This is a genomic window from Pedobacter sp. AK017 (assembly GCF_014200825.1).
GTDB lineage: Bacteria > Bacteroidota > Bacteroidia > Sphingobacteriales > Sphingobacteriaceae > Pedobacter > Pedobacter heparinus.
On the sequence record NZ_JACHCW010000023.1, the window covers coordinates 18,366 to 31,520 of the forward strand.

10 protein-coding genes and 1 other RNA gene are annotated in these 13,155 nt (G+C 43.1%); 6 read left to right on the plus strand and 5 right to left on the minus strand.

The genetic code is table 11. From position 1 onward, the window contains the following. The first annotated feature begins 23 nt into the window (after nt 1-23). Nucleotides 24-1,430 (plus strand): sugar MFS transporter, encoded by a 1,407-nt coding sequence (locus HDC92_RS23115; RefSeq protein ID WP_183877281.1) that lies wholly within the window; start codon nt 24-26, stop codon nt 1,428-1,430. On the opposite strand, the gene HDC92_RS23120 is transcribed toward HDC92_RS23115, so the two are convergent. Next, nucleotides 1,427-1,816: a winged helix-turn-helix transcriptional regulator gene (locus tag HDC92_RS23120; RefSeq protein ID WP_183877282.1), complete on the minus strand. Its 390-nt coding sequence runs from the start codon at nt 1,814-1,816 to the stop codon at nt 1,427-1,429. The two genes, HDC92_RS23115 and HDC92_RS23120, sit on opposite strands and share 4 nt — an antisense overlap. A 90-nt stretch (nt 1,817-1,906) precedes the next feature. Between HDC92_RS23120 and HDC92_RS23125 the strand changes: the two genes are divergently transcribed. Genes HDC92_RS23125 through HDC92_RS23135 form a run of 3 tightly spaced genes read left to right on the plus strand, consistent with a single transcriptional unit; the run spans nt 1,907 to nt 3,823 of the window. Further along, on the plus strand, nt 1,907-2,653 hold the full coding sequence (locus HDC92_RS23125) for an SDR family NAD(P)-dependent oxidoreductase (protein ID WP_221271006.1): 747 nt from the start codon (nt 1,907-1,909) through the stop codon (nt 2,651-2,653). 48 nt (nt 2,654-2,701) lie between these two features. Continuing rightward, the gene (locus HDC92_RS23130) at nt 2,702-3,277 is read left to right on the plus strand and encodes a PhnA domain-containing protein (protein WP_183877283.1); all 576 of its coding nucleotides are present in this window, start codon (nt 2,702-2,704) and stop codon (nt 3,275-3,277) included. Nucleotides 3,278-3,289: 12 nt separating this feature from the next. Continuing rightward, on the plus strand, nt 3,290-3,823 hold the full coding sequence (locus HDC92_RS23135) for a D-glycero-alpha-D-manno-heptose-1,7-bisphosphate 7-phosphatase (protein WP_183877284.1): 534 nt from the start codon (nt 3,290-3,292) through the stop codon (nt 3,821-3,823). A 70-nt stretch (nt 3,824-3,893) separates the two neighbouring features. Here HDC92_RS23135 and fsa read toward each other — a convergent pair whose 3' ends face one another. Together fsa and ffs are read right to left on the minus strand one after the other, a co-directional pair. Then, nucleotides 3,894-4,553, minus strand: a complete 660-nt coding sequence (gene fsa / locus HDC92_RS23140) for a fructose-6-phosphate aldolase (RefSeq protein WP_015807947.1) — start codon at nt 4,551-4,553, stop codon at nt 3,894-3,896. A 141-nt stretch (nt 4,554-4,694) separates the two neighbouring features. Then, an RNA gene (ffs, locus tag HDC92_RS23145) (signal recognition particle sRNA small type) lies at nt 4,695-4,794 on the minus strand. Nucleotides 4,795-5,248: 454 nt separating this feature from the next. Between ffs and gltB the strand changes: the two genes are divergently transcribed. Together gltB and HDC92_RS23155 are read left to right on the plus strand one after the other, a co-directional pair. After that, nucleotides 5,249-9,757 (plus strand): glutamate synthase large subunit, encoded by a 4,509-nt coding sequence (gene gltB, locus HDC92_RS23150; protein ID WP_015807948.1) that lies wholly within the window; start codon nt 5,249-5,251, stop codon nt 9,755-9,757. Nucleotides 9,758-9,821: 64 nt separating this feature from the next. Then, nucleotides 9,822-11,288 (plus strand): glutamate synthase subunit beta, encoded by a 1,467-nt coding sequence (locus HDC92_RS23155; protein WP_015807949.1) that lies wholly within the window; start codon nt 9,822-9,824, stop codon nt 11,286-11,288. Between the two features lie 71 nt (nt 11,289-11,359). On the opposite strand, the gene HDC92_RS23160 is transcribed toward HDC92_RS23155, so the two are convergent. Continuing rightward, nucleotides 11,360-11,890 carry an RNA methyltransferase gene (locus tag HDC92_RS23160; protein ID WP_183877285.1) on the minus strand — a complete coding sequence of 177 codons (531 nt, stop codon included), beginning with the start codon at nt 11,888-11,890 and terminating at the stop codon, nt 11,360-11,362. Nucleotides 11,891-11,905: 15 nt separating this feature from the next. Beyond that, nucleotides 11,906-13,057: a galactokinase gene (locus HDC92_RS23165; RefSeq protein WP_183877286.1), complete on the minus strand. Its 1,152-nt coding sequence runs from the start codon at nt 13,055-13,057 to the stop codon at nt 11,906-11,908. Nucleotides 13,058-13,155 lie beyond the last annotated feature (98 nt).

Genomic DNA, 13,155 nt, shown 5'->3' on the forward strand with positions numbered 1-13,155 from the left:
CTAACCAAAATACGGGCCAGATTATGATCGACCAGACCGAGAAGACCAGTTATACCATACCATTTGCAACTTTGACCACTCTTTTTTTCATGTGGGGATTTATTACCTGCATGAACGATGTGCTCATTCCTCACCTTAAGGAACTGTTCAGCCTTACTTACCTGCAATCCATGCTGGTACAGTTTTGCTTTTTCGGGGCTTACTTTATTGGTTCAGTCATTTATTTTGTGACTTCCTATCTGTGGGGCGATCCTATCAATAAGATAGGTTATAAAAACGGGATGTTGCTGGGGCTTCTTATTGCAGCCCTTGGTTGTTTTCTGTTTTATCCGGCAGCTGTTTTTTCTGCTTACGGACTTTTTTTAAGTGCATTGTTTATACTCGGACTGGGTTTTACTTTATTGCAGATTGCAGCAAATCCGTATGTTTCTTTATTGGGAAAACCGGAGGGCGCTTCCAGTCGTTTAAACCTTGCACAGGCTTTTAACTCGCTGGGCACTACCATTGCCCCTGTGATAGGCGGTTTCCTTATTTTTGAGTTTTTTGCGGAGGGCGGTAAGATTACAGCAAAGGCCACAGAAATGCCCTACATTATCTTTACGGCTGTATTTGTATTGATTGCTATATGTTTGTATCTCATTAAGCTCCCAGAATTTAAATCGGAAGAACATACCGAGAAGGGCCTGGGTGCCCTGCAGTTTCCACAACTGAAACTTGGTATTTTAGGCATATTCTTTTATGTCGGGGCCGAGGTATGTATCGGTAGCTTCATCATTAACTTTCTGGCACTTCCTGAAATTATGGGGATTTCTGAATCGGTGAGCAAAAACTACCTGGCCTTATACTGGGGCGGTTCAATGATTGGCCGTTTTCTGGGGGCCATATCCCTAAACCAGAACCTGTCGGGCATTAAGAAAGTTGGCTTTATGCTGGTTGCTGCGGCTGCGGTTTTTCTGCTCATTTCAAGTATAGTAGACCTTAATTTTGCTCAGATCTCAACCTTTTTGATTTTTATGGGCATTAACCTGCTTGGTTTCTTTATCGGCAAGGCAGCACCTGCCCGAACACTGTTGGTTTTTGCACTGATCAATGTGGTATTGGTGATACTTACCATCGTTAATGCGGGCTCTTTTGCGATGTGGACAATTATAAGCGTTGGTTTGTTCAACTCCATTATGTGGTCAAACATATTTACACTTTCTATACATGGATTGGGCAAATATACCAGTCAGGGTTCATCATTATTGGTAATGGCGATTCTTGGTGGGGCACTGCTTCCATTGGTACAGGGTGCATTTGCCGATAGCATGGGCATTCATCATTCGTTCTTTGTACCTGCACTGGGCTATCTATACATCGCTTTTTTTGGATTTTACTGTTCCCGGAAACTGGGTAATGTTAAGGCTGAAATTATAGGCGGGGGGCATTAGATACAGGTATCCGCCGGGATCTGGCTTTCGGTACCCTGCACTTTGTTTCGGTGCATATTGCCCCATTCCGACATGGCCTTTAGCATCTGCTTCATGGTTAAACCCAGTTCTGTTAATTCATATTCTACCCTTGGCGGGACAACCGGATGGACTATCCTTCGTACAACCTGTTCGCTTTCCAGTTCGCGCAGCTGCGCAACCAGCATCCGTTCAGAAATATTGGCAATGGATTTTTTTAAATCGCTGTAACGCATTTTTCCATACAACAGCCTGCACAAAATGGCCGGTTTCCATCTGCCACCTATTATAGACAAAGAATAGGCCATGCCACAACTGTCGTTGATCTGTTTTTCATTAAAAGCATTCGTAGAGTTGTCTTTTCTCATTTCTTACTGTTTTGTTAGTACCTAACAATTTTAGCTGTACTTACAAATATAGCATTGAGGCCTTACTTTTGAAGATAAATTATAAAAAAGATGATGATGAAACGTTTAGAAAACAAAATAGCCCTGGTAACCGGCGGCGGCAGGGGTATGGGAGCCAACATTACGAAAAGACTTGCGGCAGAGGGTGCTGCTGTGGTTTTGACCTATTCGAAATCGGCAGAACAATCGGAAAGGATTGCAGCCGAAATTAACCAGGCAGGAGGGCGGGCAATTGCCATCAAGGCAGATAGTGCCGATCCGGCGGAGCTGACCAATGCTGTTGATAAAACCATCTCGGCATTCGGGCACATTGACATTATTGTAAACAATGCCGGTATTTATGTAGGAAAAGCTTTTGAGGAACATACGCTGGAAGATTATGAGCAGGTGATGGCAGTGAATGTACGTGCTGTATATGCATCTGCGCTGGCAGCTGTAAAACACATTCCTGATGGTGGCCGGATCATTACGATTGGGAGCAATATGGCCGACAATGCAACAGGTCCGCATGCTACCCTGTATGCAATGAGCAAATCGGCCCTTAGCGGCTTTACGAAGGGACTGGCGCGTGACCTTGGGCCAAGGGACATCACCGTAAACCTGGTTCAGCCTGGCCCCATTAATACCGATATGAACCCATCAGATACTGAACTGGCAGATTTTTTAAGAAGCCGGATGGCTTTGAGAGATTATGGAACAGGAGATGATGTGGCTGGACTGGTTGCTTTTCTGGCCAGTGATGAAGGGAAATACATTACAGGCACAGCCCTTACCATTGATGGTGGCTTTAACGCATAATTGTTTGAAATTGCTACCTTTGGGCTTTTTAATTAAACCAACAAAATATTGGAAGAGCAGTTGCTGATAAGAAGCGAAAATAAATGTGAACTGTGCGGACCTGCCGGATCTTTAAAGTTGTTTGAAGTTTTACCACATGCCGGCCGGACGGAAGACAACTGTGTCATGATCTGTGATAAATGCCTGGCTCAGGTAGAGAAAACAGAAGAACCTGACCTGAAACACCTGAATTGTTTAAGGACCAGCATCTGGAGTGCAGTGCCGGGTGTACAGGTAATTACCTGGCGTTTGTTAAACCGTTTGAAAGATGAAAACTGGGCTGCAGACAGTCTGGATATGATGTACCTGGATGAGGATACGCTGGCCTGGGCACAGGCAGGCCTTGATGAAGAAAGCAATACTGCCAATGAGGTCCACAAGGATTGTAACGGGCAGTTGCTGGAAACCGGGAATTCGGTTGTTTTAACAAAAACACTGGATGTTAAAGGCTCTTCTTTAAGTGCAAAACTGGGCACTGTAGTGAAAAATATCAGGCTGGTTGAAAACAATACCGATCAGATTGAAGGTAAAATTGAGGGACAAACCATTGTTATCCTTACCAGGTATGTAAGGAAACAAAGTTAAAACAAACATAAGATGAATAAAGCTATTTTTTTGGATCGGGACGGTGTACTGAACCATGAGATATACGATTACATTACCCGGCAGGAGGATTTTAAGATCCTGGAGTACCAGATTGCCCCCTTAAAGAAACTTTATGATGAAGGTTACCTGCTGATCATCATTACCAATCAGGGGGGGATTGCGCAACAACGTTATACAGAAGAAACGCTGGCGGAAATGCACAGGTCTTTAAGTGCCAGATTTGAGGAACAGGGTGCATTGATTACGCATGCCTATTATTGTCCGCACCATCCAACAGTTTCGGAAGAATGCAATTGCCGGAAACCTAAATCGGGCATGCTGCTGGAAGCTATTGCTGCCTATCATATAGACCCTTCCTTGTCGGTTATGATTGGGGATAAGCCCCGGGACGTGGAAGCGGCAAATGGGGCAGGGGTAAAAGGCATTTTGATAGCGCCCGATGAACAGATTGACTATGATCTGGTTAAACAGGTGCTGGCCGGAGAGGATTTTCAGGTTTCCAGTGCCGGTATGCAAAGGTTGTAACAAACAAAACCTTATAAATTAAAAAGCCCTGATGTGATTAAACATCAGGGCTTTTTAATGGGTTATGTGATTATTTTCCGGAAGCTTTGGCATGATCAGCCAAGAATGTAGCTAAGCCGCTATCGGTTAACGGATGTTTCAGTAAAGCAGTAATGGCTGCCAATGGCGCTGTAATTACATCGGCACCTAGTTTAGCACAGTTAACAATATGTAGAGGGCCACGGATAGAGGCTGCCAGTATTTCTGTGGCATAACCATAATTGTCAAATATCAACCTGATGTCTTCAATTAACTGCAGGCCATCGGTAGAGATATCATCTAAGCGGCCAAGGAAAGGAGAAACATAAGATGCTCCCGCTTTGGCGGCCAACAGGGCCTGGCCCGGAGAAAATATTAAGGTACAATTGGTTCTGATGCCTTTTGATGTTAAATATTTGATTGCTTTTACGCCATCTTTGATCATTGGCACTTTAACAACGATCTTTGGATCTAGTTTTGCCAAAGCTTCACCTTCTTTGATGATCTCTTCGTAGGTAGTCGAGATGACTTCAGCACTAACATTGTCGTCAACAATAGCGCATATCGCCTTATAATGAGCAATTACATTAGCATCACCTGTAATACCTTCTTTAGCCATAAGGCTGGGATTTGTGGTTACACCATCTAAAACCCCAAGGTCCTGTGCTTCCTTTATCTGGTCAAGATTAGCGGTGTCAATAAAAAATTTCATATCTTTTAATTATCAAATTGGTTAATGAGTTAATTGTCTATTACCGGAAGGCAAAATTACGCAATTCCGTCGAGGTCTTTTATGAAATAATAGCTTATAATAGAATTAGTATAATTTTTACTTTATCAGAAGAAAAGAAAAAATGGGCAAGCAACTTTTATCGCATCGCTACAACCTTCTACCCTTGCTTCGTTCCCGCCCTGGGGGAGTTCAAAGGGAGCTGATCGTAAAAGACTTGCCCGGCGCAAATGTAGCAAAAGAGTTTAATCTACAAAAGGCAAAAAACATAATAATTTGTGTTTCGTAGGCTGTAATCAGATAATTGGTTGATGTTAAATAGATTGTGGATGCTAAAAAAAATAAAATTATTTATTATTTTTAGAAACACTATAAACAGGGGCAGTAAGGGTGGCAGGTAGTTTTGTAGGTTTTTGATGATTTTAGTCAGAAAACGAAAGAAAAAATATTGCGATCTGGCTGCGTAATGCCTGTTATGAAAAATTATTCTAAATAACACGATTGTAAATGTTGTAATTTCAATCGTTGTATTTTATGATAATGTTAATAAGAGGTTGTTATATTTACAATATGTTGTTTTTTTCCTAAAAAATATATCAATATTATAATTCATCAATTTTTATTCGTATCTTAGTGTCCGAAATACACTATACCAAACTATTATTTAAACGGGACTTATGGAACTAACACAAGATAACCAGGGGTTATACGACCAGCGTTTTGAACATGATGCATGCGGCATCGGATTTGTAGCTCATATAAAGGGCAGGAAGTCGCAGCAAATCATTTCTGACGCGATAACCATTCTTGAAAATCTTGATCACCGCGGGGCTGTCGGGGCCGAAATCAATACAGGCGATGGTGCCGGTATTATGATACAGATACCTCACGAATTCTTATATGATGAATGCCTTAAGATAGGCTTTAGCTTAAATGAATCGGGAGATTATGGTGTGGGGATGCTTTTTCTGCCAAAGGATGTAAAAGCGAGAGAAGAATGCAGAGAGATTATTTATCGCGCGGCTGAAAAGCTAAACCTGGAGGTTTTGGGCTTCAGAAAGGTACAGACCAATACAGAGGGTATTGGAAATATGGCCCTCTCTGTAGAACCTGAAATGGAACAGGTATTTATAGCGCGTCCTTATGCTATTAAAGCCGGGGCAGATTTTGAACGCAAACTATATGTGTTTAAAAACTACCTGTCTAAAACCATAAACAATACCGTAAAAGGTATTAACGGTGAGTTTTATATTGCCTCTTTCTCATCAAAAACTATAGTATATAAAGGTCAGCTTACTTCCTTACAGGTAAGGTCTTATTTTACAGAATTGAGCGATAAAAGGGTGGTGTCGGCATTTGGATTGGTGCATTCCCGTTTTGCAACCAATACTTTTCCTTCATGGAAACTGGCACAGCCTTTCAGGTATATCGCCCATAATGGTGAGATCAATACACTGCAGGGTAACCTGAACTGGTTCAGGGCAAGTGTTAAATCCTTCGCATCTTCGTATTTTACGCCTGAAGAATTAAATATGCTGCTTCCTGTAATTGATGAGACCAACTCTGATTCAGGATGTTTAGATAATGTTGTTGAACTGTTGCTGCATTCAGGTCGTTCATTGCCCCATGTTTTAATGATGCTGATCCCGGAAGCCTGGGATGGCAATGAGGATATGGACGAGTTGAAACAGGCTTTTTATAAGTTCCACGCTACCTTGATGGAGCCATGGGATGGCCCTGCGGCTGTTTCCTTTACAGATGGCAACCTGATTGGTGCTACACTGGACAGAAACGGTTTACGTCCGCAAAGATATGCCATTACAGAAGATGACCATGTGATCATGGCGTCTGAAGCCGGTGCTTTAGCATTGGATCAGAGCAAGATCATTGAAAAAGGCCGTTTAACACCTGGTAAAATGTTTGTGGTAGACATGGAGCAGGGGCGTATCATCAGCGATGATGAAATTAAACAACAGGTATGCGGAAGCAGGCCTTATGCCGACTGGATCAATAAATACCAGATCAGGCTGGAAGAATTGCCGGAACCAAGATTGGTGTTCAGCGGTTTATCCCAGGAATCTATTTTCAGGTACCAGCAGGTATTTGGTTACAGCAGGGAAGATGTAGACCTGATCCTTAAGCCTATGGCCAGAGATGGCAAAGAGCCCATCGGCTCAATGGGTACAGATATTCCTTTAGCTGTGCTATCTCAGAAGCCTCAGCACCTTTCTTCTTATTTTAAGCAATTGTTTGCCCAGGTAACCAACCCGCCTATTGACCCGATCAGGGAAAAAGTGGTGATGAGCCTGGCGGGTTTTATGGGTAACAATGGCAATTTACTGGAAGAAAATGCTATGCAATGTCATTGCGTAGGTATCAAACATCCGATATTGACCAACGTTGAACTGGAAAAATTAAGGAGTATTGATACCGGTGTGTTCCAGGCCAAAACCCTGCAAACTTATTTCAGGGCCGACGGACAGCCAGGTGCTTTGGCCAAAGGCCTTGACCGTTTGTGCCGTTATGCAGTAGATGCGGTAGACGATGGATTCCAGGTCATTATCCTTTCAGATCGTGCACTGGATTCGGAGCATGCTGCAATCCCTTCATTACTGGCTGTTTCGGCAGTTCACCATCACCTGATCCGTAAAGGGTACAGGGGTGCTGTAGGTATTGTTGTTGAGGCGGGTGATGTTTGGGAAGTTCACCATTTTGCTACCTTAATTGGTTTTGGTGCAACAGCGGTAAACCCTTACCTGGCACTGGAAACCATTGCAGGTTTTGAAACTGAGTTTGGTGCCAAAAAAGAAAAATTATTCCAGAATTATATCTACGCTGTAAATAACGGTTTGCTGAAGATCTTCTCTAAAATGGGAATTTCTACTTTACAATCGTATCATGGCGCTCAGATCTTCGAAATTCTGGGTATCAATAAAAACGTGGTAGACAATTACTTTACCGGTGCGGTTTCAAGAATTGGTGGATTGGGCTTAGATGAGATTGCCAGAGAGACTTTAATTAAACACAACAGGATCTTTAAACTGGCCAACCGCCCTGATCCGATATTGCCTACGGGCGGTAACTACAAATGGAAACGCAAGGGAGAGCAGCATTTGTTCAATCCGCAAACCATTCACCTGTTGCAAAATGCTACCCGTAAAAAAGACTATGGTGTTTACAAGCAATATTCAAAGCTGGTAAATGAACAAACCAACCAGGCTTTTACCATCAGGGGCTTATTTGAATTTAATTATAACCGTCCGGCTGTTCCATTGGAAGAAGTGGAACCGGTTGAAGGTATATTAAAACGTTTTGCTACAGGAGCTATGTCATTCGGCTCCATCTCTCACGAGGCACACTCTACACTGGCGATTGCCATGAACCGCATTGGCGGAAAAAGCAATACCGGTGAAGGTGGTGAAGACGAACTGAGGTACGAACTGTTGCCAAATGGTGATTCTATGCGTTCTGCCATTAAACAGATCGCTTCGGCACGTTTTGGGGTAACCAGTTATTACCTGAGTAATGCTGATGAGCTGCAGATTAAAATGGCACAGGGCGCGAAACCTGGGGAAGGTGGACAGCTGCCTGGCGAGAAGGTGGACGACTGGATCGGAAAGGTACGTCATGCCACACCTGGTGTAGGGTTGATTTCTCCGCCTCCACACCACGATATTTATTCCATTGAAGATCTGGCACAGCTGATCTTCGACCTTAAAAATGCCAACCGTGCGGCAAGGATCAACGTTAAGTTGGTTTCTAAAGCTGGTGTAGGCACAATTGCAGCCGGTGTGGCCAAAGCACATGCTGATGTGATCCTGGTATCGGGCTTTGACGGGGGGACAGGTGCTTCTCCTTTAACCTCCATACAGCATGCGGGCTTGCCATGGGAACTTGGTTTGGCGGAAGCACACCAGACGTTGGTGAAGAACCGTTTACGCAGCAGGGTAGTATTGCAAACAGACGGACAGCTGAAAACCGGAAGGGATATTGCAATTGCAACATTACTGGGTGCTGAAGAATGGGGGGTAGCTACTGCTGCGCTGGTAACCTCTGGCTGTATCATGATGCGCAAATGTCATTTAAACACCTGCCCGGTTGGTGTAGCTACACAGGATCCTAATTTAAGGAAATTATTTACCGGTGAGCCTGAACATGTGGTTAACCTGTTCTATTTCCTTGCTGAAGAATTAAGGGAAACAATGGCCGAACTTGGTTTCAGATCGGTACAGGAAATGGTTGGACAGGCGGATGCGTTAAGTGTGCGTGCTATAGAACAGGCCGACTGGAAACTGAAAGATCTTGACCTTTCTGCTATCTTATATAAAGCCCCGGATAATGGATTGAGCCTGTACCAGACTGAAGAGCAGGATCACGGACTGGCCGCAGTGCTGGACCATGAACTGATTAAGGCTGCACAGCCTGCATTGGCCAGTAAAGAACCGATATACAAAGAGTTTGAACTAAAAAATACAGACCGTGCAATTGGTACAATGCTTTCTAATGAAGTATCTAAAGTTTACAAAAGCCAGGGCTTACCTGCGGATACGATCAACTTTAAATTTAAAGGTTCGGCCGGACAAAGCTTTGGTGCTTTTGCAACCAAAGGTATTTCACTGCAGCTTGAAGGCGAGGCCAACGATTATGTAGGTAAAGGACTTTCAGGCGCCAGATTGGCAATCTATCCTTTCAGTAATATTAAATATGTACCTGAGCAAAACATCATTATAGGTAACGTAGCCTTGTATGGTGCAACTTCCGGTGAGTTGTTTGTACGTGGACAGGCAGGTGAGCGTTTTGCAGTAAGGAACTCTGGTGCTACTGCTGTGGTAGAAGGGCTGGGCGACCATGGTTGCGAGTACATGACCGGTGGTGAAGTACTGGTAATTGGTGGTACTGGAAGCAATTTTGCAGCCGGTATGAGTGGTGGTATTGCCTGGGTGTACGATGCCAAAGGTGATTTTGCCAGCAAATGCAATAAGGAAATGGTAGACCTTGACCCGCTGGATGAACAGGACGAACTGAGGATCAATGTATTGTTAAAAAGACATATTCAGTTGACCGACAGTAATGTAGCCAAGTTTATTTTGAACGATTGGACTACACAATCTGCACATTTCATTAAAGTATTTCCTAAAGAATACAAGGCAGTATTACAGAGCAGGGCTCAGAAAGTTAAAGTTTAAGCCCCTCACAGATCAACGAAAAAGAAACATGACCAGAATAAATAATTCAAAAACAGCTTAGACAATGGGAAAAGTAACTGGATTTTTAGAGTATGAAAGAACTGCTCCTGTAAAAGAAGATGCTAAAACTCGTTTAAAACATTACAATGAGTTTGTTGAAACTTTTGAAGCTGAGCAAATTAACAAACAGGCAGCAAGATGTATGGATTGCGGGGTGCCGTTTTGCCAGTCGGGCTGTCCGCTGGGTAACGTAATCCCTGAATTTAATGAGGCTGTATATAAAGGGGATTGGCAGCTGGCTACAACTATTTTGCTGAGCACCAATAACTTTCCTGAATTTACAGGTAGGATTTGTCCGGCGCCATGCGAATCGGCCTGTGTACTGGGGATCAATAAATCGCCTGTATCTATTGAAGAGATTGAAAAGCACATTATTGAAACGGCCTTTGCCAAAGGTTATATCAAAGCCGAACAGCCATTGATCCGTACGGGTAAAAAAGTTGCCGTTATTGGTTCAGGACCTGCTGGTCTGGCAGCTGCAGCGCAGCTGAACAAAGCCGGCCATGAGGTGGTGGTTTACGAGCGCGATGATACACCAGGTGGCTTATTAAACTACGGTATCCCTGATTTTAAACTGCAAAAAGATGTAGTAACCAGGCGCATTGCCTTAATGGAAAAAGAGGGCATTGTATTTAAATGTAATGCAAACGTAGGCGTAAATGTAGAGCTGAATACTTTATTAAGGGATTATCAGTCGATCATTCTTGCTGGTGGATCAACCATTCCACGTGATCTTCCTGCCAAAGGCAGGGAAGCCAAAGGGGTGCATTTTGCGATGGACTTTTTAAAACAGCAGAATAAACGTGTAAGGGGCTTTGCGGTGGATGGAGAAGATATTTTAGCAACCGGAAAAGACGTTATCGTGATTGGTGGTGGTGATACTGGATCTGATTGTATCGGTACCTCTAACCGTCAGGGTGCCAAATCGGTAACCCAGTTCGAGATCATGCCGATGCCTGCATCTGCACGTACGTCAAATATGCCATGGCCAACATATCCGATGCTGTTAAAAGTAACTACATCACATGAAGAAGGCTGCGAAAGGGGCTGGGGTGTAAATACCAAGGAATTTATCAAAGATGAGCAAGGCAACCTTAAAGCCGTAAAAGTAGTAGATGTGGAGTGGGATATTGATGCTACAGGCCGCCCCTTGAATTTCAAGGAAAAACCTGGTACAGAGCGCGATCTGCCTTGTCAGCTGGTATTGCTGGCTATGGGTTTCCTGCATCCGCAGAAAGAAGGTTTAATTGAAAAATTAGGCGTGGAAACCGATAACAGGGGTAATGTTAAAGCAGAAGAAGGTAAATATCAGACCAATATTGCTAAAATATTTGCTGCCGGCGATATGCGCCGTGGACAATCACTGGTTGTTTGGGCCATTTCTGAGGGTAGGGAAGCTGCACGTAAAGTGGACCAGTACCTGATGGGGCATAGCAGTTTGCCGTCTAAAGATGGTATCCCGTATGCATAAATCACAGATATGATAAAAACAAAGGCGCCGGTAGTTTTACCGGCGCCTTTGTTTTTATACTAATATCTTTTTTACAACCTTAATTTTGCAAAGAAATCCCAGAGCACAATGCCTGCGGAGATGACAATATTAAAGGAATGTTTGGTGCCAAACTGTGGAATTTCGATACATTCGTCTATTTGTGCCATTACTTCATCGCTTACCCCATTTACTTCATTTCCAAAAATCAGGGCGTATTTTTTTGAATAGTCTGGTTTATAGGTGTTTAACATCGTGCTGCCAGCAGCCTGTTCGATGCCAATGATGTGGTAACCATCGGCCTTTAAAGAAGCAATGGCATCAACAGTAGTTTCAAAATGTGCCCAGGCTACAGATTGTGTGGCACCTAAAGCTGTTTTTTCTATTTCCCTGTGCGGTGGCCGGGCCGTAATGCCACAGAGATACAGTTTTTCTATGGCAAAGCCGTCTGCTGTCCTGAAAACCGATCCTATATTGTGCATGCTCCGCACATTGTCAAGTACCACTATAAGCGGTAATTTTTCTTGTTCTTTAAATTCTTCAATGCCAACCCGGTTCAGCTCATCTAATTTTAATTTTTGCATGGGGCAAAATTAAAATTAAATTGCGGAAGCACCATTGCCAATTTCACTGATATAGATGGCAGCAGGGTAACCAATACGTGCCACATAGAAATCGTTAAGCTTTTTAGCAAAATCTTCTTCCCTGCCTTTTTTTAACAAGGCGATGGCACAACCACCAAAACCTGCACCGGTCATCCGTGCTCCAATTACGTGTGCATAAGCTGAGCAGAATTCGACTACAGCATCCAGTTCTGTACCCGTTACTTCATACAGCTCTTTTAAGGATTGGTGAGAAGCATACATCAGGCGGCCAAATTCTGTCAGGTTGCCTTCATTTAAAGCTTTTGCAGCCAGATTAACCCTGTCGTTCTCTCTGATTACGTGTGTTGCCCTTTTTAGTACGGTAGGGTCGGTAATAAGGTGACTGTGCAAAGCAAATTTGTCGGCATTCAGCTCGCACAGGTTATGCAGGGTAATTTCCTGGTTCAATTGTTTTAAAGCGGTTTGACATTCGGCTACACGCTCATTGTATTTGGACTCTGCCAGTTTACGGGGTTTATTGGTATTGATAATAGCCAGTGAGTAATCGCCCAGGCTGCAATCAACGATCTTATATTTTAGTGTATCACAGTTTAATACTATGGCTTTATCGGTTTCACCAAAAGCAACAGCAAACTGGTCCATAATGCCACAGTTTACACCAATAAATTCATTCTCTACCTTTTGGGCAAGCAAGGGGATTTCAATTTTTTCGTAACCCAGGTTAAAATAATCATTTAAAGCATAAGCCATAGCCACTTCAATAGAGGCTGAGGAAGATAGGCCTGAGCCAATCGGGATATTCCCATGAAACAAGAGATCCAAACCTGTTGGGATCTGATGTTTTTTTAAGATTTCATGGAACACACCCAAAGGATAATTGTACCATTCGGGGCCTGTTTTGGTGTAAGAAGGCTGAAGATCAAATTCGCGTTCTTCTGGAAAGTTCAGGCTTTTAAATCTGATCACCTTATCGTTGTTGGGTGCTATGCTCAGCCAGGTTCCTAAAGTAACGGCACAGGGCATAACCAGGCCTCCGTTATAATCAATATGTTCTCCAATAAGGTTTACACGACCGGGGGTAAAGTAGTTTTGTTTTGGCTCATGTCCATATTTTTCCAGGAATTCACTGATCATTTCGGTTTTCATTGTTTGGTTTAATATTATATTTTAAATTAAGTTTCGGTTTTAAATAAAGTATTGATAGTATTGTTTTAAATAACAAACGCTCCTAAGATACAATTTAT